Source organism: Psychrobacillus sp. FSL H8-0487 (assembly GCF_038008385.1).
In the GTDB taxonomy this organism is placed as follows: domain Bacteria; phylum Bacillota; class Bacilli; order Bacillales_A; family Planococcaceae; genus Psychrobacillus; species Psychrobacillus psychrotolerans.
Window position 1 is genome coordinate 969,422 of record NZ_JBBOZA010000001.1, and the last position, 21,904, is coordinate 991,325.

Here is a 21,904-nt window from a genome sequence, read left to right on the forward strand (position 1 = left end):
AAGTAATCTTTTTTATACTTGTTAGGTTTTTTATATGCAAACGCTTGGAAATACTCGTTTTTCTTTGTAACATAATTGTTACATAACTGTAAAATTAAAAAGGTTTAAAGAATGGTAACATGAGTTTAGAGAAATAATCAGAAAATTTAAGACCTTGGGGGAACACGATGAATTTGAAATCTATGTCGCAAAAAGTCACGGCTATGTTATTATTATCTGTTCTCTTAGTAACAGCACCATTCGCAGTAAATACGCAAGCCGCAAGTTCTGTTAACTCATCTGAATTAGTCGCAACAGCTAAAGATTTAATTGGAACGAAATATCGTGGTGGCGGTACAACAAAAGCAGGTTTTGATTGTTCAGGATTCGTAAGTTATGTGTATAAAGATTTAGGAGTAAGCCTTCCGAGAACATCTTCTGGAATGTACGCTTCGGGTTCTAAGGTAGGTAAAAGTGATTTAGCTTCTGGTGACCTAGTATTCTTTAATACAGCTGGTAAAGGTGTATCGCATGTTGGTATATATATTGGTGACGGGAAATTTATCCACTCATCCTCTTCAAAAGGTGTTAAAATCGATAAGTTAAGTGATCCTCATTATTGGGGAGACCGCTATGTAGGAGCTAAACGAATTGCTGATGTAACAGTAGCGATAAATAAATAAAACATATACATGTCTGTTCTATCGTATAATTTACGGTAGAACTTTTTTGTTTCTTAAAATAGTGTAAATTATCTCATATCATTTGATAATTCTTTCCTCATTATGCATAATGAAGAAATATAAAATTTAAAAATATCGGAAGGAGAGGTGGATTTGAAGTATAATCGCAATGAATATTTTCGTTATACATTTGAAGAACCCTGTGACGCAACCTTTCGTCTAATCAAGCAAAACGAAGGCAATGTTGGTGTGGAGTTATCAAACAAAGGTGCCTGCAAAATCATAGACATAAGTCCGAATGGCTTGAAGTTGTTTAGCGAATTATTTATCTCCATAGATCAATTACATCATGTGGAACTGAATTTCACGTTAGATACAAATCCTATTTCCATGGTTGGGGAATTTGTATGGTCCCACCGCAAAGCATGGGGCCATGAGTATGGTGTTAAGTTGGTTGGAGATAGTGAAAGTGAACAGATGATTATTGGAGAGCTAAAAAAACGTCGACGGAAAGAAATGGAACTTAAAAAGTAAAAAATATTACAAGTTTCGACAAAAAATAAATAAAAACTTTAAAATAAGAAGGATATTTTAAAGGTGGTGTTGAAATATATATATAGAGTTAAATTAAAGGAGGAGTTTTCATGCTAAACTTTAACGTTCGTGGAGAAAATATTGAGGTGACTCCTGCAATACGTGAGTACGTTGAAGGTAAGATTGATAAAGTAGACCGTTACTTCAACGAAGAGATTCAAGCGACTGCAAACGTTAACTTAAAAGTGTATAACGACAAACAAACAAAAGTGGAAGTAACAATTCCTATGAAAAACTTAACACTACGAGCAGAAGAACGTAATGCAGATATGTATGCTGCAGTGGACTTAATCGTAGATAAACTAGAACGTCAAATTAGAAAATATAAAACAAAAGTAAATCGCAAGTTCCGTGAGCGTGAAGGTGTAGCTACATTTTTTGCTACAATCGATCCACCTGAAGGAGCAACTGATCATTCCGAAGAGGATGAATATAATATCGTCCGTACAAAACAGTTCGACCTAAAACCAATGGACCAAGAAGAAGCGGTATTGCAAATGAACATGCTTGGTCATAACTTCTTCATCTTTACAGATGCTGAGTCTAATGGTACTCATATCGTTTATAAACGCAGAGATGGAAAATACGGCTTAATCGAAACTAACTAAGCCTTTAAAGACTTATATCCAACTCTCCTCGTAATTGCGAGGAGAGTTTTTTGATTTAATAATGGACCTTATTTGCGTGCCTTTAGAACGAATGGTAAAATGTAGAGTAAGATATTAAATGGGAAGTGAAAATAGATGCTGGGTGTATTAAACAAAGTGTTCGATTTGAATAAACGTGAACTAAAACGCTTAGAAAAAATTGCGGATAAAGTAGAAGCATTAGAAAGTACAATGGAAGCCTTAACTGATGATGAACTTCGTGGGAAAACAGACGAGTTCCGCGGACGTTATGCAAAAGGAGAAAACATAGATAGTTTATTGCCAGAAGCATTTGCAGTAGCACGTGAAGGATCTAGACGTGTACTTGGAATGTTCCCTTTCCGTGTTCAAATTATGGGAGCAGCTGCTCTAAACGAAGGTAATATTGCGGAAATGAAGACTGGGGAAGGTAAAACACTAACTTCTACATTATCCATTTATTTAAATGCAATTACTGGTCTTGGTGCGCATGTTGTTACGGTCAATGAATACTTATCTAGTCGTGATGCTGCGGAGATGGGAAAATTATATAATTTCCTAGGTTTAAGTGTGGGATTAAATTTAAATTCCATGTCCAAAGAAGAAAAACGTGAAGCTTATGCTGCGGATGTTACGTATTCGACGAATAATGAGCTTGGATTCGATTATTTAAGAGATAATATGGTGTTATACAAAGAAGATAAAGTGCAACGTCCACTTCACTACGCTGTAATTGATGAAGTTGACTCGATCTTAATCGATGAAGCTAGAACGCCTTTAATCATTTCTGGACAAGCCAATAAAGCAGCACTTCTTTATAAACAAGCAAATGCATTTGTACGTACCTTAACAAAAGAAGTAGATTATTCTTATGAAGAATCTACAAAAGGTGTAACACTAACGGATACAGGTGTTGAAAAAGTAGAAAAAGCTTTTAATATAGATAACTTATTTGACTTGACTCATGTGCGTTTAAACCATGCAATCAATCAATCACTTAAAGCCCACGCTTCTATGCATTTGGATGTCGATTATGTCGTTCAAGAAGGTGACATTGTTATCGTCGATTCGTTTACGGGTCGTCTGATGAAAGGTCGTCGTTACAGTGATGGTCTTCATCAAGCGATTGAAGCAAAAGAAGGCTTAGAGGTTCAAAATGAGTCAATGACAATGGCTACAATTACATTCCAAAACTTCTTCCGTATGTACGATAAGTTGTCTGGTATGACAGGTACGGCAAAAACAGAGGAAGAAGAATTCCGTAATATATACAATATGAACGTTATTGCGATTCCAACAAATCGCCCAATAGCAAGGGATGACCGTGCAGATTTAATCTATGCTTCTATGAATGGTAAATACGAAGCAGCAGCGGCTGATATTGCAGAACGCAATAAAAATGGTCAACCAGTTCTAATAGGTACTGTTGCCATTGAAACCTCTGAAATTATTTCTAAATTGTTAACTAAACATGGCATTAAGCATAATGTATTAAATGCCAAAAATCATGAACATGAAGCAGAAATTATTGCGACTGCGGGACATTTAGGTTCTGTAACGATTGCAACAAATATGGCTGGTCGTGGTACAGATATTAAATTAGGTGACGGTGTCATTGAAGTTGGTGGATTAGCGGTTATTGGTACAGAGCGACATGAATCTCGTCGTATAGATAACCAATTACGTGGACGTTCTGGTCGTCAAGGTGACCCAGGGGTAACACAGTTCTACCTATCGATGGAAGATGAGTTAATGCGCAGATTTGGTTCCGATAATATGCGTGCGATGATGTCTAAGCTTGGTATGGATGACTCACAGCCAATTCAATCTAAAATGGTATCTCGTGCTGTGGAATCAGCACAAAAACGTGTAGAAGGAAATAACTTCGATTCACGTAAGCGTTTATTACAATATGATGATGTACTACGTCAACAACGTGAAATCATTTATAAAGAACGTAATGAAGTACTTGAAACAGATAATATGCGTGTACTAGTGGAGTCGATGCTATTTGGCGCAATTGAACGTTTAGTATCTACTCATACAAGCTCAGAGAATAAGGCAGACTGGAGCTTAAAAGGGATTGAAGACTATATTCAAGCGAATTTGTTGCCTGAAGGTGTCATTACACAATCAGAATTAGAAAGTTTATCTTCTGAAGAAATGATCGAAAAAATCAAACAAGAAGTTATAAGTTTCTACGATGCGAAAGAAGAAGAAATGACTGCCGAACGTATGCGCGAGTTTGAAAAGGTAGTATTACTTCGTTCTATTGACTCTAAGTGGATCGATCATATCGATGCAATGGATCAACTTCGCCAAGGAATTCATTTGCGTGCATATGGGCAAACGGATCCACTTCGCGAATACCAAAGTGAAGGATTCGCTATGTTCGAAGCAATGGTCGATTCCATCCAGGAAGACGTTGCTAAATATGCGATGAAAGCAGAAATTCGCAATAACTTAGAACGTGAAGAAGTAGCAAAAGGGCAAGCTGTAAATCCAAAAGAAGAAAGCGGCCCAGTGAAGAAAAAACCTATGCGTAAAGAAGTTTCTGTCGGACGAAACGACCTATGTCCATGTGGTAGCGGTGAAAAGTTCAAAAACTGTCACGGTGCAGTAAAATAATATAAAAAGCGCAAGACGCCTGTAACCCTCGACCGGCCTTGGAAAACTTTATCTTAATCGTAAGCGACTCGAGAGGTTGGCGTCTGTAGCAAGCCACTAAGAAATGCAGAATACGTTTACATGTCTTTACAATGTTATTGTAACGACAAAGTTTGAGCTATAACTAGACACCAGAAAGTCGGAGGAATACAAATGATAGAAATTGCAACAGTACGTAATGAACTAGATAGAACTTCAGGAAAGTTAAAAGACTTTAGGGGGTCTCTTTGACTTAGAAAACAAAGAGGTTCGTATTCAAGAATTAGAGGAGCTAATGACATTTCCTGATTTTTGGGATGATGCACAAGGAGCTCAAAAAGTAATAAATGAAACTAATGCTCTAAAAACAATAGTAGAAGAATATCGTTCTCTTGAATCTACGCAAGAAGATTTGGAAATGACTTTGGAATTGATCAAAGAAATGCCAGATGAAGAGTTGCAAGAAGATCTTGGGAAAGAACTCAATGAGTTTACAAACAAGCTGAGTGACTTTGAATTACAAATGTTACTTAGTGAAGAATACGACAAGCATAATGCAATTTTAGAATTGCATCCAGGTGCGGGTGGTACAGAGTCTCAAGATTGGGGTTCTATATTGCTTCGTATGTACCAACGATGGGCAGATAAACGCGGCTTTAAAGTAGAAACGATTGATTATTTACCTGGAGATGAAGCTGGTATTAAATCGGTAACTCTACTCATTAAAGGACATAATGCATATGGCTATCTAAAGGCGGAGAAAGGCGTTCATCGTCTTGTACGTATTTCACCTTTCGACTCATCAGGGCGCCGTCATACTTCATTTGTATCCTGCGAAGTAATGCCAGAGTTTACAGATGAAATTGAAATTGATATTCGGACAGAAGATTTGAAAGTTGACACTTATCGTGCAACTGGCGCTGGTGGACAGCATATTAATACAACTGACTCAGCCGTTCGTATTACGCATTTACCAACAAATACGGTTGTTACTTGTCAGTCAGAACGTTCGCAGATAAAAAATCGTGAGCATGCGATGAAATTATTAAAATCAAAATTATATCAATTGAAGATCGAAGAACAAGAAGCACAGTTATTAGAAATCCGTGGGGAACAAAAAGAAATCGGATGGGGAAGCCAAATACGTTCGTACGTATTCCACCCATACTCCATGGTAAAAGACCACCGTACAAATGAAGAAAGCGGAAATGTTCATGCCGTTGTAGACGGTGAAATTGATCCGTTTATTCACGCTTATCTACGGTCAAAAATAAACTAATAGACGTTTTAGAAACCGATGTTATAATTATATAGCATCGGTTTTTTAATTTTCAGAATATAAAGGACAGGGGAAAGAGTAATGAATATTAATGAGTTGAAAAATGAAGACTTACAGAGAAAAAATGTCATTTTATTTTTAGCTTATGCATTAGCAGCAGGTTTAGGATTACTTGTTCAAATTATTATTCAACAGGCAGTAGTTGTCATTATTTCAATTGGAATTCCATTTGTCATATCCGTAATTATGTTTATTATCGCTCGAAAGTCGATATATTTCGCACGTATATTCCCATATTTCGCCATACTAGCGGGGGCTATTACAGCCGTCAGCATGAGTTATTTCAATGAAGTAAGCATCGCTACAATCGTTTTAGCACTTTTCATACTAATTCTAAGCAGTTTACATTCAAAGCAGAGTATTTTTGTATACGGTTACATTTTATGCGTGTTCGCAATGATATTAAATGTAATGTGGGATGATTCAGGTATTTTTGAAGGACGAACTGTGAATATTTTCTTCATCCAGTTCATAATGGCACTAGGTATCTTCTTACAAGTAAGGCAAAGTAAGAATCTATTCACGAAAGTTGAAAAACTTTTAGAAGATGCTAAAGTTAAATCTGATGAAGAAACATTTCTACATCAAAAACTGGAAACTGCAGTGTCTGTCATTACATCTAATTTGGAGCAAATTCGTACGAATACATTTAATACAAACAATGCACAGGCAGAAATGCTTGTTGCGGTAGGGGAAGTAAGTATTGGTTCTCAAAAACAAGCAGATCATGTAGTGGATATTGTAAAATCTACTGAGGCCACTTCTGATTCAGTAAAAGAAATGGCTGGACATTTACATGAAATCGTCAAACAAGCTGAATTTGCAGAACAGAATGCTTCGGACGGTTCTATAGTGATGGAAAAGATGAAAAATGAAATTGATGAATTCACCGTATTTTTTGTGGAACTCAATAAAACATTTAATGGTCTTTCCGAAAAAATTAATGAAACAAATAATTTTGCGAGTGATATTCGCCAAATAACAGCACAAACTAATCTTCTAGCCTTGAACGCATCTATAGAAGCCGCAAGAGCTGGAGAACTTGGAAAAGGGTTTGCCGTTGTGGCAGAAGAAATCCGAAAGCTTGCTGGTGTCACTGATCAGTCTCTAGAAAAAATAGATGATAATTTAAACCAATTAAACAAATACAATCAAGAAGCTCTTAAAAAGTTAGAAAATGGAGTAAATCAAATTTATGCACAAGTTTCAACAGCCGATAAATCAAATAAATCATTTAATAAACTTCATGAAACAATGAAGAAACTGCAAAACGAGTTAGCTAAGTTCTTAAAGGATGTAGATATTATCTCCAATAATACAGAATCCATTAATATTAGTACGAGTGAATTTGCGGCTATTATTGAAGAAAGTACCGCGACTGTAGAAGAATTCAATGCAACACTTGTGCAAATAACAGAAGATCAGCAGGCAATTGCCAACTATATCGACGAAACGTATAAAGAAGCCCAAAGCATTAATACAAAATAGTTACTTAAAGAGTGTGTCTTAGGACATGCTCTTTTTAAATACAAATTAAAAAATATAGAGTGAACACTCCAGTTCATGGAATACTGATTTCCATTTCAGCTGGGCGCTTTCCGCGGGAACTCGACTTTCTCGCTTATTTGCTGGAGTCGTATTAACTATTAATTATAAATGAGCTTATCTAAACATGATAAAAGGTAAGGTTACAGTATCTAACATATTTGCCTAGAATGTTAGTTAGCGATTTATACGGCATATTGTCCGAAGGCAGTCAATTTAATAGTTACTTATTTTAATAAAAACACACAAATATGGTGTACTTTGTTGATTGGTGCGGAGGGAGGCGACTCCAATGGAATAGGATGTGTTAAAAGCCCCGCAGGAACGCTTAAGAGGAACTAAGGCTAAGAACGCCACTTCGTGTGGCAACGCCTTCGTGACCAACATCCTGTTGGCCTGAGGAGATTGAAGCTATGCCCACGGAAAGCGTCCGCCCAGAGCAAAAATCAACTTTATAATTATATTTTTAATCACTTATCCATGAACTTGAAAACAATTGTATGTATAACTCACTGTTTTGGAGAGATAACATCTATATAAGACAATCCACAACTCTCCTTTTCATCCACTTCACCTCGTCAACACGCCATCTTGTTGAAGTTCACAAATTACTTTTCACTTGTTATACTAGTGCAGGCAAACAAAGAATGTGGATGAAAGAGGAATGAAATGGAAACTAATATTAATCGTAGACAATATAAAGAACCACACCCCATTATTAAAAATTCCAAGGATTATGTTTATGTAATCATTGGTGCAGCTATTATTGCGATTGCATTCAACGTTTTTTTGTTACCGAACCAAGTAGCTTCTGGTGGAGTTAGCGGAATTAGTACAATCTTAAAAGGAGTCTTTGGTTGGGCGCCTGGACTTGTGCAATATGCATTTAATATTCCATTGTTTATAGCAGGACTTATATTTTTAGGCGCTAAATTTGGTATTAAATCGTTTGTCGGTACATTAGTGCTACCAGCAGTTGTTCTATTGACGGCTGCCTGGGAACCATGGACGATGAATCCATTACTTGGCGCATTGTTTGGTGGAATTAGTGTTGGTTTAGGTTTGGGTATCGTTTTTAGAGGTGGCGCATCTACAGGCGGAACAGATTTAGCAGCACAAATTATTACGAAGTATACGGGATTCTCTCTTGGGACAAGTGTGCTGTTAATAGATGGATTGATCGTACTTAGTGCAGCTTTTGTTTTTGATATTGAAAGGGCCCTTTATGCGTTAATAGCATTATTTGTTACCACTAAAACGATTGATCTCGTGCAACTAGGTTTTAGTCAATCAAAAATGATTTATATTATTACGAATAAACAGGATGAAATTAGAGATGCTATATATACCGAGATTGATCGCGGTGTAACGAAACTTCCAGCTTATGGTGGGTATACGAATGTGGAAAGACCAATTTTAATGGTCGTGGCTTATCAGACAGAGTTCACAAAGTTGAAACATATCATCAAAACTATTGACCCTGCTGCTTTTGTCATAGTTTCGGATGCCTATGAAGTACTGGGAGAAGGTTTCAAAAGATCATAAGTAAGGTATAATGAGTATGCAGATTAAATTTAACTTAGGGAGGTAATAACATGAATAAGAAACTCTTAGCTTTAATATTTGGAGCAGGATTAGTACTTGCTGCATGTGGTGGCGGAGATGATAAAGCTGATAAAGATACATCAACAGACTCTGGCACTACAACTACTGAAACAGCTTCAGTTGACGCAGAGAAAATTGTTAGCGCAAAATGTATTAGCTGTCATGGTCAAAACTTAGAGGGACAAGGTAACTTCCCGGCCCTTAACAATGTAGGTTCACGCCTATCACAAGATGAAATTTTAAATGTAATTGAAAACGGTAGAGGCGCAATGCCAGGAGGTATTATTTCTGGAGATGACGCAACTGCAGTAGCAGAGTGGTTAGCTGCTAAGAAATAATCTTTGAAAGTTAACAAACGAAATCAGTTGCTCTTTGAGTAGCTGATTTTTTTATTGAAATAAAAGAAGGAATCTTCTCACATAATGTAGAATATGGGGTAGTGGGTACAAGGTATGTAAGTGAAATTTACTAGTTAGGATAAAACGTAGATTCGACTTTAGACAATTCCCCCTATAATTACCTATAAAATGAAATCTAATTGTAACAAATAATAGCGTTTCTAATGTTATAATAGGCGTGTTGCATTTTATGACGAATCTAAATAGGTGGTTTATTAATGATAGAAATGATAAATGTCTACAAGAAATACCCAAATGGTATTGTTGCCGCAAACGGTATTGATGTAAAGATTGAACAAGGTGACTTTGTCTATGTAGTTGGACCAAGTGGAGCAGGAAAAACGACATTCATCAAAATGATGTATCGAGAAGAACGCCCAACCTCAGGAGATATTTTAATAAATGGTATCAATTTAGCTACTCTAAAAAATAGTAAAGTTCCCCTTTTAAGACGCCAAATCGGTGTAGTGTTCCAAGATTTTAAATTATTACCACGTTTGAGTGTTTATGAAAATGTGGCGTTTGCATTAGAAGTTATAGAAGAAACACCAAAAGTGATACGACAAAAAGTTATGGATGTATTAGAACTGGTAGGGTTGAAAGGCAAAGCAAGAATGTTCCCAACGGAGCTTTCAGGTGGAGAACAACAACGTGTGTCAATTGCAAGATCCATCGTCAATAGACCCAAACTTGTTATAGCAGATGAACCTACAGGAAACTTAGACCCAGAAACCTCATGGGAAATTATGAATATATTTAAAGAAATTAATGCTCGAGGAACAACAATTATTATGGCAACTCATAATAGAGAAATTGTTAATACTATTAGACACCGTGTTATTGCAGTTGAGGGTGGATTAATCACTCGAGACGAATACGGAGGAGAATACGGTTATGAAGGGTAGAACATTAGCAAGACACTTTAGAGAAAGCTTAAAGAGCATCAGTCGTAACGGATGGATGACATTTGCTTCGGTTAGTGCGGTAACAGTTACATTATTACTTGTCGGCGTTTTCGTCATGATTATGATGAACTTGAACAAAGTAGCAGATGACTTGGAGAAAGACGTAGAGATTAAGGTCTATGTCGAATTAACAGCAGATGAAGCAGCTATTACAAAGCTAGAACAAGATATTAAAGACACAACTGGAATTGAAGAAGTTACATATTCTCCAAAAGGAGAAGAATTAAGTAAATTAGTAGTTGATTTTGGAGAAGATTTACGATTATTTGAACAACAGAATCCACTACATGATGTGTTTTATGCTAAAGCTACCAACCCTCAGGAAACAGAAAAAGTGGCAGCAAAATTAGATCGTCTCGATAATACGTTTGAAGTTAAGTATGGGGAAGGTAAAATAGAAAAACTATTCTCCTTCTTGAACACAGGGAGAAATGTTGGATTAGTGCTAATCTTGGCATTACTATTTACAGCAATGTTCCTAATATCTAACACCATTCGTATCACAATTGTTGCAAGAAGAAGAGATATCGAAATTATGAAACTAGTAGGAGCAACGAATTGGTTTATTCGTATTCCATTCATCTTAGAAGGTATGTGGCTAGGGATTTTAGGAGCGATCATTCCTATAACATTAGTTACAGTACTCTACTCTAATATCTATAAATTGTTAGAGCCAAAATTAGAGTCAGGAAACTTATTTAAACTGCTCGAATTCTCGCCATTTATTTATCAAGTAAACGCATTAATATTATTAATGGGTGTACTTATTGGTATTTGGGGAAGTTTCATGTCGGTTCGTAAATTTTTACGGGTATAATTGGTAAATTGAAGGGAGCAAGATAGGTTTTGAGAAAACAGTCTAAATGGATGCTAAGAATTATGGCTATAGCTACTACTGGGGCACTTTTAATAACGACTCCTAGCGCTTTAGCGAATACTCTAGATGATTTAAAACAGGAACAAAAACAATTAGAGCAAAAGAAAAATAATATTGACTCAACTATCAAACATACAGAAGGTAAAATCGATCAAAATGTATCGAAAATAGATCAAATTATGGCTCAAATTAAAGAGTTAGACACTAAGATTATTAATACAGAATCACAGATTTCGGAAGTATTAAACCAAATAAAATTAACAACTACTGAAATTGAAAAGTTACAAGCTTCTATTAAAGAGCTTGAAAGAAAAATTGAAGAACGCGATCAACTACTAAAAGAACGTATTCGTGCTGTTCAAGTAAGCGGAGGATCTGTAAGTTACCTAGATGTTTTATTAGGGGCAAATAGTTTCATCGATTTTATCGACCGTTTTTCTGCTGTCAACACGCTGATGGATGCAGATCGTACTATCTTAGAAGAGCAAGCAAATGATAAAAAGCAATTAGAAGAACAACAGGCAAGTTTAAACAAAAAATTGCAACAGCAAGAAGATAGCAAAAATGAACTTTTAAGTTTAAAGGCCTCTCTGGATGGACAAAAAGCTTCTAAAGGTAATTTAGTAGACCAACTAGAGGTAGAGCAAGCAAAATTACATGAAGAAAAAGAAGTTTTAGAAACGGAATATGACGAAATTCTAAACTTAAGTCAAGAAACACAAAACAAAATCGTTTCTGAACAAAAAAGATTAGCAGAAGTTGCAAGAAAAGCAGCTGAAGAAAAGAAACGTAAAGAAGCAGCAGAAAGAAAACGTCAGCAAGCAGCTAGTGGTGGTGGTGGTGGTTCTTCAATAGCCATTCCAAATGTCTCTGCTGGGGCATGGACAAAACCAGCATCAGGTCGATACACTTCTGGATATGGTAGTAGAACACATCCAATTTCAGGAGGAGTAAAAACTCACTACGGTATTGATATTGCGAACAGTACAGGTACACCAGTACTATCTGCTGCTGATGGAGTTATTTCTTACGCTTCTCCACTGAGCACATACGGGAATGTAATCATGGTGACACATTCTATTGATGGTCAGACATTTACTTCTTTATATGCGCATTTAAGTAGTATTAAAGTTGGTGTTGGACAAGTTGTATCAAAAGGTCAGATTATTGGAGCGATAGGTACTACCGGTAATTCTACTGGACCTCATTTACATTTTGAGATTCATATTGGAAACTGGGAAGGTATGGCCAAAAACTCTGTTAACCCACTGAGATATATTTCATTATAATAGTATCCAACGCTTTTCCATTCGTGGAGAAGCGTTTTTTTATTGTAGATTTCATAATAAAATTCAAAATTGCTTATGGAAAGGGCTACTATGATTTTCGTTCTGTGCGGACGCTTACCGCGGGCGGTCCGTGAGCCTCCTGGAGAGTCTCACCTGGACACGCTTTTCCCGCAGGAGTCGCCGCACTGCATTTCAATCAATAAGTGAGTAGTGTTAACTTTGAAATTGAATCGATTTTAGTAGTATAAAAACGATGATTTGGAAATTTTAATATAGAAGGAAAAAACACTAGCTAGATTATTCAGCAAATAACCGATAGTAGTAAGTAACAAAAGGCAGTTACTACTGTGATTTACGTTTCGTGCGGACGCTTTCCGCGGGCGGTCCGTGAGCCTCTTGCAGAGTCTCACCTGGACACGCTGTTGCCGCTGGATTCGCCGCACTGCACTTCAATCAATAAGTGAGTAGTGTTAACTTTAAAATTGAATTTATTGAGTAGTATAAAAACGATGAATTGGAAATTTTAATATAGGAGGAAAAACACTAGCTAGATTATTCAGCAAATAACCGATTGTAGTAAGTAACAAAAGGCAGTTACTACTGTGTGATTTCCGTTCCGTGCGGACGCTTTCCGCGGGCGGTCCGTGAGCCTCCTGCGGAGTCTCACCAGGACACGCTGTTGCCGCAGGAGTCGCCGCACTGCACTTCAATCAATAAGGGAGTAGTGTTAACTTTAAATATTCAATTGTTGGTAGTATAAAAACGATGAATTGGAAATTTTAATATAGAAGGAAAAAACATTAGCTAGATTTTTCAGCAAATAACCGATAGTAGTAAGTAACAAAAGGCAGTTACTACTGTGATTTCCGTTCCGTGCGGACGCTTTCCGCGGGCGGTCCGTGAGCCTCCTGCGGAGTCTCACCAGGACACGTTGTTGCCGCAGGAGTCGCCGCACTGCACTTCAATCAATAAGTGAGTAGGTGTTAACTTTAAAATTCAATTGATTTAGTAGTATAAAAACGATGAATTGGAAATTTTAATATAGATGGAAAAAACACTAGCTAGATTATTCAGCAAATAACCGATAGTAGTAAGTAAAAAAGCAGTTACTACTGTGATTTACGTTCCGTGCGGACGCTTTCCGCGGGCGGTCCGTGAGCCTCTTGCAGAGTCTCACCTGGACACGCTGTTGCCGCTGGAGTCGCCGCACAGCACTTCAATCAATAAGTGAGTAGGTGTTAACTTTAAAATTCAATTGATTTAGTAGTATAAAAACGATAAATTGGAAAAGGTTAGTTAAGAGAAAATGATTCAGATCTAAAGAAATTAAATCCAGTATCATCAGTGATACTTAGGATGTGCGCCTTTCAAGCCGCATGAGCGCGAAGAATGAGACTTCTGAAAGGATGAAGGAGCTGAAAGCGACCATCCTGGAAGGCTCATGCGTAGCGTGCGGCCAGCGCCCATCTGTTTAGAAAACATTTTAAGAATGAGTTACTCGCTCTGGGTCTGTAATCTATTAGCGTCTGATATCTTAATAATGAACACTTCATAACTATAGATATTCAATTTAGTATCATCAGTGGTACTTAGGATGTGCGCCTTTCAAGCCGCATGAGCGCGAAGAATGAGACTTCATAAAGGATGAAGGAGCTGAAAGCGACTATCCTAGAAGGCTCATGCGTAGCGTGCGGCCAGCGCCCATCCGTTTAGAAGACATTTCATTAATCATTTACTCACACAGGAACGTTAAATACAAGCGGAACTGATTCAAATACTCCCACAATTCACTAGATACTGGCGTTCACAATGGGTTTACTCACCCTGCATACTCGCGAAACGGAAAAAATTGTCATAAATTAGCAAGAATGATTACTTTCTAATGATTTGTCTCTTTAGAATAATCTTCTCTATGTCATCAGCAGAAACTAGGATGTGCGCCTTCCAAGCTGCATGAGCGCGAAGAATGAAACTTCCCAAAGGATGAAGGAGCTGAAAGCGACCATCCTAGAAGGCTCATGCGTAGCTGCGACCAGCGTACATCCGTTTAGAAGACATTTCATTAATCATTTACTCACACAGGAACGTTAAATACAAGCGGACCTGATTCAAATACACGCACAATTCACTCGATACTGGCGTTCACAATGGGTTTACTCACCCTGCATACTTATTTACTCGCGAAACGGAAAAAATTCTCTAACAGCGGAACATAATTACTTTCTATTGTTATATTGTCCCTTTAGAATATATTCTCTATGTCATCAGCAGAAACTAGGATGTGCGCCTTTCAAGCCGCATGAGCGCGAAGAATGAGACTTCCTAAAGGATGAAGGAGCTGAAAGCGCCCATCCTGGGAGGCTCATGCGTAGCGTGCGGCCAGCGCCCATCCGTTTAGAGAACATTTTCATTAGCATAAATATCATTTACTCACTCAGGAACGTTAAATACAAGCGGACCTGATTCAAATACTCGCATAATTCACTAGATACTGGCGTTCACAATGGATTTACTCACTCTGCAAACTTATTTACTCTCGAAAAGGGGAAAATTCCCATAAATTAGCTAAGAATGATTACTTTCTAATGATTTGTCGTTTTAGAATATCTTCTCTATGTCATCAGCAGAAACTAGGATGTGCGCCTTCCAAGCCGCATGAGCGCGAAGAATGAGACTTCCTAAAGGATGAAGGAGCTGAAAGCGACCATCCTAGAAAGCTCATGCGTAGCGTGCGGCCAGCGCACATCCGTTTAGAGAACATTTTCATTAGCATAAATATCATTTACTCACTCAGGAACGTTAAATACAAGCGTACCTGCCTCAAATACTCGCATAATTCAATAGATACTGGCGGTCACAATGGATTTACTCACTCTGCAAACTTATTTACTCGCGAAACGGAAAAAATCCCCATAAATTAGCGAAGAATGATTAATTTCTAATGATTCGTCCCTTTAGAATATCTTCTCTATGTCATTAGCAGAAACTAGGATGTGCGCCTTCCAAGCCGCTTGAGCGCGAAGAATGAAACTTCATAAAGGATGAAAGAGCTGAAAGCGATCATCCTAGAAGGCTCATGCTTAGCGTGTGGCTAGCGCACATCCGTTTAGAAAATATTTCATAAGCTTACTTTTCACTACATAGTCACAATTGCAACTCTTTTAATTCGTATTTTAGGCAACGGATAACATATAATAAGGGCAGAGAAATGTATGTACCAAGTAGGAGGTATTATATGAAAAAGAAAATAATTGCGCTAGTAGTTATTGCTGCTCTAATAGGAATAGCCACAATATCGTTTGTTAGAGGTAATATCGATGAACAAGAAGCATTTGCAGGGGAGCAGATGGGCACAGATTTGGCAAAAAATCCTGCGAACGAAGGTTTAGGTCAAGGGAATGTGGCACCTAACTTTACACTCACGACATTAGCTGGCGAGGAAGTTACGCTCGCAGATTATAAAGGGAAGAAAATTGTTTTAAATTTGTGGGCAACTTGGTGTGGACCATGTAAAGCAGAAATGCCACATATGCAAAACTATTACGAAGATATGGCAGAGAAAGAAAATGTAGAAATTTTAGCTGTCAATTTGACAAGTAGCGATGTTGGAATCGATAAAGTGAAAGCCTTCCAAGATGATTATGCACTTAGCTTTCCTATACTTTTAGATGAAGATGGAATAGTTGGAGAAACCTATCAAGCGATTACAATACCAACGACGTATATGATCGATACGACAGGGACCATCCAAAATAAGATTGTTGGTCCAATGGATGAGCAAATGTTAGCAGACTATATAAGTAATTTAAAATAAGAATCGATTTTTGGGGCAAGTATTAAACTCCTCTTTTCACACATATATTAGTGGAAAAGTAGGAGGTTGAACTTGCGCAAAAGTCGATTTTTTCTTTATGGATTGCTAGTCGTTGTTGTTTTAGGTATCGGGTATATGTGGTTGATGAAACCATCAGCTACAGAACAAAAAGATGTAAGCAATAGTCAAGTCATTGATGAAGCGTTTCAATTGATCAAAAAAGAAGCAGTATTCTCCAAAAATGACAGTCTGCTCGTTGAAGGAGCGATTCGTGGTATGGCTGAGGCATTAGAGGATCCGCATAGTACGTATTTAACTATGGAAGAAGCAGCGAACCAAGAAGCATCACTAGCGGAGGAACGGGTTGGAATTGGAGCGGAGATTATGCTTTCGGCAGGAAAGTTTGTCGTAGTAGCACCTTTAAAAGATTCACCTGCTTTTAAAGCTGGCTTAAAGCCTCAGGATGAAATCGTTCGAGTAAATGAAGAAAGAGTAGAAGGAAAGTCAATGACGCAGTTAATGCAGTTATTAAGCGGTAAAAAAGGTACTAGTATAAAAATGACTGTATATCGGTCTAGTGAGAATCGCCATGTCGAATTACATATGAAACGGGACACGATTGCGATGCATACGGTTTCCAGTGATGTTTATGAAGTAGATGATTATTCTCTAGGCATTGTCAATATTTCATTATTCGGAGAGAAGACTGGAGAAGAATGGGAGAAACAAACGAAAGCTCTGGTAGAACGAGGAATAGATGGACTTGTAATTGATGTTCGAGGAAATCCAGGTGGCTATTTATATAGTGTTTCGACAATAATCGGTACTTTACTACCGAATGGTTCCACTTTTGCTTATATGCAAGATGCCAAAGGCGTTTTGGAAATGCTAAATACTGAAGCAAAAGATAATCAGTATTTAAACAAGCTCCCGGTGGTGTTGCTACAAAATGGGGGTAGTGCTTCAGCAAGTGAAGTATTAGCTGGGGCTTTAAAGGATAATAAGCGTGCAATGATTGTTGGCGAAAAAAGTTTTGGTAAGGGGACAGTGCAAGAAACACACCCACTTCAAAATGGAGGAAAGCTTAAAATCTCCACTCATAAATGGCTTACTCCGAAACAAGAGTGGATCCATCACAAAGGAATTCAAGCAGATTTACAGGTCGAGCCAGATGAATTATATATGATGGATATAAAATACTATCAAGGGAATTTTCATGTGGGAGACTTCGGGGAGGAAATAAAGTATGTTCAACAAGTATTAGGGGCAATTGGTTATAATATCAGTCGTCAGGATGGATATTTTGATGAAGATACACAGGATGCTATTGAAAAGTATCGACAAGAGAGAAGCCTAGACGAGTATAACGAGATTGATGATGTATTATTTCAGTCATTATCAAAAACTATTCTAGATTATAAAACTAGTAGAGAAAACGATAAACAGTTCCAAATGGGAGTGAGTTATTTACTTCACGATATCAAATAACAAAGTATATACGAAAATCCTATACGCAAAGCCCTCTACGTTTGTTACAATAATAGGAAGTATAGTTGTAAGTGAGGGGATGCGTATGGTGCAAGAAGTATTAATCGAATTGGTTAAAGGAATTGGACGTTTTTTCCTCCATCCAGCAGTATATGTTACGCTTCTCTTCTCAATATTGATCGGATACGTTCGCGTTAAAAGAGAAAGAAGACAATTTCGCACGAGGCTACTATGGGGATGGACCGAGGCAAAGGGGTTCTTGCTAGATGGTATCATTTGGGCACTTATTTTATCAGTTATTAGCGTAGCTATCGGATTAGTTATTCCTAATTCATGGCTATTGATATATAGCATGTGGATGCTATTATTTATACTATTGTTTACGTATCAGTTTGGTTCTGCTATTTATACAATTGCATTAGGTACGGCAACTGCCTATGCTATGTATACATTTAACTGGAGTTTAGACGTATTTACTTGGACTGTTTCTGGACTCGATGTTCTTCAGGCAGGAATTGTGCCAGTTGCTATAATTGCTGGATTGTTACTCATTGTAGAGGGCGTCCTTATTCAAAAGCATGGGTCAGCTCAAGCTTCACCAAAACTGGTTACTACTCATAGAGGTATCGAATCGATTGTATATCATGTGAAAAAATTATGGTTATTACCTATACTACTGGTGATTCCGGGGGATGTTATTCCTACGTATTTACCTTATTGGCCACAGTTTACACTAGGAGAAACTGCTTTTTCTTTCGTTGTATTTCCATTTGTAATTGGTTTCCAACAAAAATCTCAACATTCTCTACCTATTCATTTTTTTGCTGGGTACGGTAAAATTGTTTGGCAACTAGGAATTGTTATTACAATAATTGCAGCGATCGGTTATTTTGAGCCATTAGTAAGTGCAATTGCTATACTAATAGGTGTCATAGCGAGATTGCTAATTACTATTATAAAATACCAACAAGAAAAAACAGGGAACTATGCTGTATCGCCACAATCGAATGGTGTTATGATTGCAGGTGTGCTTTCTGGATCTCCTGCCGAGAAAATGGGTCTTTTAATAGGAGAACGTATTGTTAAAGTGAACGGACAGAAAGTTGAAAATGAACAGGAATTATATGAAGCAGTTCAAATAAATGCTGCTCATTGTCGCCTAGAAGTGCTAGATTCAAACGGAGAATTACGTCTTCGTCAGCACATACTATTTAGACATGATCATTATCGACTAGGTCTAATCTTAGTTAGATAGGAGAAGCTATGGAATCACTATCAATCACAACTCAAATAATATTGGCTATTTTTGCTCCGGGATTAATGGTCGTGTTATTTACACGTATCACTTTCAATCATTATGTTGCGCTAGTATTAACCGTAGCATTATTCGCAGCATCGGTCTACGCAGGCTATACACATAGATGGTGGATTTATGTGATTGACGCTGCATCCCTTACATTAGGATTTTGGTATAGTACCAATATGAAAACTAGTAATAATAAAGAAAATCCGCCTCTGTAAAGAGAGCGGATTTTTTGTTCTAAAAACTATGTACAAACAAACGGATTAAAATATCAAGCTATATACGGCTAAAACTCCAATTGTTCCAAGAACTACAATCATCACATTTGAAAATAGAAAAGCTAAACTAAACGCTACGGCTGCTCCTATTAAGCCAAATAAAAGATTGTCTTGTTGGACATATAAAATAGCCGGGAATATTAAAGCTCCTAATACTGCATAAGGAATATTACGCAATACGCCCGATACGACTGGAGGCAATTCTTTCCCTTCTAAAAAGGTAAGAGGAAATGCCCTTGGAATATATGTCACCAGTGCCATCCCAAGCAAAGTCCACCAATACCACATCCCCATTTTGTTACGCCCCTTTCGGTAAGTTTTTCCCTCTTTTTGCATAAATTACTTCAATTAAAATAGAAGATACCAATGTAGCAACTAAGATGGACCAACCAGTTGATAATAGCCCGGTCCAATAAAAGAAACCGTTAATTACTGCAGCTACAAGCGCAAGCATTACCACTTTACGATTTCCACGCATGGATGGAACAAGCAATCCAACAAACATCGCATACAAAGCAATGGACATTGCTGCTTTTAAAAATGCCGGGAGATTTGCACCAATGACATGTCCAACTGCGGTAAATATAACCCAGCTGCTATATGCAATTACAGCTACGCCAAAAGCAAAGGGAGTAGTTATTTTACTTTCTTTTTGTGTAGCCAATACTGAGAAACTCTCATCTGTAATACCAAAAGCATAAATCCCTTTGACCCATCTTTTTTCACTTTGCATCTTTTCATTAAGTGCAGCCGTCATTAAGAAGTGACGAATATTAACGACAAATGTATTTAAAACGATTAAAATAGGGTCAACCCCTTTTGAAATTAGTGTGAGGGACATATATTGAGCTGCTCCTGCATAAACAAAAATACTCATCGCGGTTGCTTCCCAAATAGATAGTCCGGTCGTTTTTGCTAGCAAGCCAAATGTCAGTGCAACTGGAAAGTAGCCGATCGCTATACTGACTCCAGCTTTCAAACCCGATAAAAACGAATTTTTATTCACAAAATGTTCACCACCTAAATGCATAATCATCAAATTATACTATAATTAGAGAGTTTTATGTACAGCAAAAATGGGAATAGTATAAATATACATATTTGGAGGAGAGCCAAATGCCGGAATGGTTTTCATTAGAAACTTTAACTAACTTAACACATGATTATCGAGCACTTGGACCGCTAATTGGTATCTTATTACCTTTTTTGGAAGCCTTTCTTCCATTTTTACCTTTAGTCGTTTTCATAGTAGCAAACGTCAATGCCTATGGATTATTGTTTGGATTTTTAATATCCTGGATAGGGTCTGTAGCTGGTTCCTATGCAGTATTCCTAGTCATCCGAAAATATGGACGAGCTCGCGCATTAGGTTTTATTACAAGACATATTAAAATTCAAAAATTAATAAAATGGGTAGAGCGAAATGGATTTGGACCACTCTTTTTACTCGTTTGTTTTCCATTTACACCTTCTGCTCTAGTTAATATTGTTGCAGGTCTTTCAGATATGAAGAAAAACACATATTTCTGGACACTGGCATTAGGTAAACTCATTATGATTTTCGTTGTTAGTTTTATTGGATCTGACATCAAAGCATTAATCACTCAACCAATTAGAACCGCTATTGTTATTTTTGTCATTGCAATCCTATGGTTTGTAGGTAAGGCAATTGAAAAGAGATTAAATAAAAAAGTAGAGGCTGATTTTAGATTGATCAGCAGCGAACGAAAAAACAAAAGAGGAGAAAGTCTTGAATAATGTGAAAAAAGAAATATGGGAATGGTTGGCAGCACTTGTAATAGGTATTTTAATCGTGACACTTGTCAAAGTATTCCTCGTGACAAATTATGAAGTAGTGGGCCAGTCAATGATGCCCACATTAAACGATAAAGATAAGGTAATAGTTAGTAAAATGACAGAAGTTAAACGCATGGATATTGTGATCTTCCATGGTGATCAGCAAGAAGATTATGTAAAACGTGTAATTGGTCTGCCAGGTGATACGATTACCTATGAGAATGATGAGTTGTTTATAAACAATAAAAGAGTAAAAGAACCTTATTTGCAGTCTTATAGTGCGTTCAATAATCCAAATGAGAACTTTACAGGTGATTTTGAATTAGAGGAACTAACAGGAAGTCAAAGGGTTCCGTCTGGAAAGTTATTTGTTCTAGGCGATAATCGTATTTCTAGTATGGATAGCCGATATTTCTATTTTGTAGATACTGAAGAAATTGTTGGTACGGTAAAAGCACGCTACTGGCCAATATCACAAGCTACATCCCAATTTTATTCCGAATAATTTCCCTCTCTGTAGTATGTTTTGTACAATAGAGATAGGAGATTATTCGGTTTTTTAATATTCCACAAAATATTGGATAACTCTAACATTCACAAAAATTATCTTCAGCATACTAAGCAAATTAATAGATTGTTCCTAGAAGGATATGTTGCTTTACGCTACATATGAACCTT

At 37.2% G+C, this 21,904-nt stretch carries 19 protein-coding genes; 17 read left to right on the forward strand and 2 right to left on the reverse strand.

The annotated features are described in order from the left end of the window. Positions 1-167: 167 nt before the first annotated feature. From MHI47_RS04595 to MHI47_RS04665, 15 genes are all read left to right on the forward strand, one after another. The gene (locus tag MHI47_RS04595) at positions 168-662 is read left to right on the forward strand and encodes a C40 family peptidase (RefSeq protein ID WP_093537309.1); all 495 of its coding nucleotides are present in this window, start codon (positions 168-170) and stop codon (positions 660-662) included. 153 nt (positions 663-815) lie between these two features. Then, positions 816-1,196 carry a PilZ domain-containing protein gene (locus tag MHI47_RS04600; protein WP_340829841.1) on the forward strand — a complete coding sequence of 127 codons (381 nt, stop codon included), beginning with the start codon at positions 816-818 and terminating at the stop codon, positions 1,194-1,196. A 110-nt stretch (positions 1,197-1,306) separates the two neighbouring features. Beyond that, positions 1,307-1,864, forward strand: coding sequence for a ribosome hibernation-promoting factor, HPF/YfiA family (hpf, locus tag MHI47_RS04605; RefSeq protein WP_340829844.1), 558 nt, complete (start codon positions 1,307-1,309; stop codon positions 1,862-1,864). 135 nt (positions 1,865-1,999) lie between these two features. Further along, positions 2,000-4,510, forward strand: a complete 2,511-nt coding sequence (gene secA, locus MHI47_RS04610) for a preprotein translocase subunit SecA (protein ID WP_340829845.1) — start codon at positions 2,000-2,002, stop codon at positions 4,508-4,510. Between the two features lie 192 nt (positions 4,511-4,702). Further along, a protein-coding gene (gene prfB / locus MHI47_RS04615; RefSeq protein WP_407691709.1) for a peptide chain release factor 2 occupies positions 4,703-5,807 on the forward strand; the annotation gives its coding sequence in 2 pieces (ribosomal slippage) (positions 4,703-4,768 and positions 4,770-5,807; 1,104 coding nt in all). An 81-nt stretch (positions 5,808-5,888) separates the two neighbouring features. Further along, a complete protein-coding gene (locus tag MHI47_RS04620) occupies positions 5,889-7,355 on the forward strand; it encodes a methyl-accepting chemotaxis protein (protein ID WP_093537313.1) in 1,467 nt (488 codons plus the stop codon). Positions 7,356-8,081: 726 nt separating this feature from the next. Continuing rightward, complete coding sequence (locus MHI47_RS04625) at positions 8,082-8,957, forward strand: YitT family protein (protein WP_093537314.1); 876 nt, start codon at positions 8,082-8,084, stop codon at positions 8,955-8,957. 50 nt (positions 8,958-9,007) lie between these two features. After that, complete coding sequence (gene cccB / locus MHI47_RS04630; protein WP_093537315.1) at positions 9,008-9,355, forward strand: cytochrome c551; 348 nt, start codon at positions 9,008-9,010, stop codon at positions 9,353-9,355. A 278-nt stretch (positions 9,356-9,633) separates the two neighbouring features. Then, the gene (ftsE, locus tag MHI47_RS04635; protein ID WP_093537316.1) at positions 9,634-10,320 is read left to right on the forward strand and encodes a cell division ATP-binding protein FtsE; all 687 of its coding nucleotides are present in this window, start codon (positions 9,634-9,636) and stop codon (positions 10,318-10,320) included. Continuing rightward, on the forward strand, positions 10,310-11,197 hold the full coding sequence (gene ftsX, locus MHI47_RS04640; RefSeq protein ID WP_093537317.1) for a permease-like cell division protein FtsX: 888 nt from the start codon (positions 10,310-10,312) through the stop codon (positions 11,195-11,197). The genes ftsE and ftsX overlap by 11 nt, the downstream gene beginning before the upstream one ends. 29 nt (positions 11,198-11,226) lie before the next feature. Next, positions 11,227-12,546 (forward strand): murein hydrolase activator EnvC family protein, encoded by a 1,320-nt coding sequence (locus MHI47_RS04645; protein ID WP_340829848.1) that lies wholly within the window; start codon positions 11,227-11,229, stop codon positions 12,544-12,546. Positions 12,547-15,781: 3,235 nt separating this feature from the next. Next, a complete protein-coding gene (locus MHI47_RS04650) occupies positions 15,782-16,360 on the forward strand; it encodes a peroxiredoxin family protein (protein ID WP_340829850.1) in 579 nt (192 codons plus the stop codon). A 72-nt stretch (positions 16,361-16,432) separates the two neighbouring features. Beyond that, positions 16,433-17,848, forward strand: a complete 1,416-nt coding sequence (locus tag MHI47_RS04655) for a S41 family peptidase (protein WP_340829852.1) — start codon at positions 16,433-16,435, stop codon at positions 17,846-17,848. Positions 17,849-17,933: 85 nt separating this feature from the next. Next, entirely contained in the window at positions 17,934-19,103 is a 1,170-nt protein-coding gene (locus MHI47_RS04660) for a PDZ domain-containing protein (RefSeq protein ID WP_340829854.1), read from the forward strand. Between the two features lie 8 nt (positions 19,104-19,111). Further along, positions 19,112-19,369, forward strand: coding sequence for a CsbA family protein (locus MHI47_RS04665; protein WP_093537322.1), 258 nt, complete (start codon positions 19,112-19,114; stop codon positions 19,367-19,369). A gap of 45 nt (positions 19,370-19,414) precedes the next feature. On the opposite strand, the gene MHI47_RS04670 is transcribed toward MHI47_RS04665, so the two are convergent. Continuing rightward, positions 19,415-19,723, reverse strand: a complete 309-nt coding sequence (locus tag MHI47_RS04670; RefSeq protein WP_093537323.1) for an AzlD domain-containing protein — start codon at positions 19,721-19,723, stop codon at positions 19,415-19,417. 4 nt (positions 19,724-19,727) lie between these two features. After that, on the reverse strand, positions 19,728-20,435 hold the full coding sequence (locus tag MHI47_RS04675; RefSeq protein ID WP_340829855.1) for an AzlC family ABC transporter permease: 708 nt from the start codon (positions 20,433-20,435) through the stop codon (positions 19,728-19,730). A 110-nt stretch (positions 20,436-20,545) separates the two neighbouring features. Between MHI47_RS04675 and MHI47_RS04680 the strand changes: the two genes are divergently transcribed. Both MHI47_RS04680 and lepB read left to right on the forward strand, forming a co-directional pair. Next, entirely contained in the window at positions 20,546-21,187 is a 642-nt protein-coding gene (locus tag MHI47_RS04680; protein ID WP_340761750.1) for a TVP38/TMEM64 family protein, read from the forward strand. A gap of 1 nt (position 21,188) precedes the next feature. Further along, positions 21,189-21,731, forward strand: a complete 543-nt coding sequence (gene lepB / locus MHI47_RS04685) for a signal peptidase I (protein ID WP_340832004.1) — start codon at positions 21,189-21,191, stop codon at positions 21,729-21,731. The last annotated feature ends 173 nt before the right edge of the window (positions 21,732-21,904 follow it).

Bases quoted from the DNA above. Each gene is read 5' to 3' on its own strand.
- MHI47_RS04595 (WP_093537309.1), top strand. From the start codon at position 168: ATGAATTTGAAATCTATGTCGCAAAAAGTCACGGCTATGTTATTATTA.
- hpf (WP_340829844.1), top strand. From the start codon at position 1,307: ATGCTAAACTTTAACGTTCGTGGAGAAAATATTGAGGTGACTCCTGCA.
- secA (WP_340829845.1), top strand. From the start codon at position 2,000: ATGCTGGGTGTATTAAACAAAGTGTTCGATTTGAATAAACGTGAACTA.
- MHI47_RS04620 (WP_093537313.1), top strand. From the start codon at position 5,889: ATGAATATTAATGAGTTGAAAAATGAAGACTTACAGAGAAAAAATGTC.
- MHI47_RS04625 (WP_093537314.1), top strand. From the start codon at position 8,082: ATGGAAACTAATATTAATCGTAGACAATATAAAGAACCACACCCCATT.
- cccB (WP_093537315.1), top strand. From the start codon at position 9,008: ATGAATAAGAAACTCTTAGCTTTAATATTTGGAGCAGGATTAGTACTT.
- ftsE (WP_093537316.1), top strand. From the start codon at position 9,634: ATGATAGAAATGATAAATGTCTACAAGAAATACCCAAATGGTATTGTT.
- ftsX (WP_093537317.1), top strand. From the start codon at position 10,310: ATGAAGGGTAGAACATTAGCAAGACACTTTAGAGAAAGCTTAAAGAGC.
- MHI47_RS04650 (WP_340829850.1), top strand. From the start codon at position 15,782: ATGAAAAAGAAAATAATTGCGCTAGTAGTTATTGCTGCTCTAATAGGA.
- MHI47_RS04660 (WP_340829854.1), top strand. From the start codon at position 17,934: ATGGTGCAAGAAGTATTAATCGAATTGGTTAAAGGAATTGGACGTTTT.
- MHI47_RS04665 (WP_093537322.1), top strand. From the start codon at position 19,112: ATGGAATCACTATCAATCACAACTCAAATAATATTGGCTATTTTTGCT.
- MHI47_RS04670 (WP_093537323.1), bottom strand. From the start codon at position 19,723: ATGGGGATGTGGTATTGGTGGACTTTGCTTGGGATGGCACTGGTGACA.
- MHI47_RS04680 (WP_340761750.1), top strand. From the start codon at position 20,546: ATGCCGGAATGGTTTTCATTAGAAACTTTAACTAACTTAACACATGAT.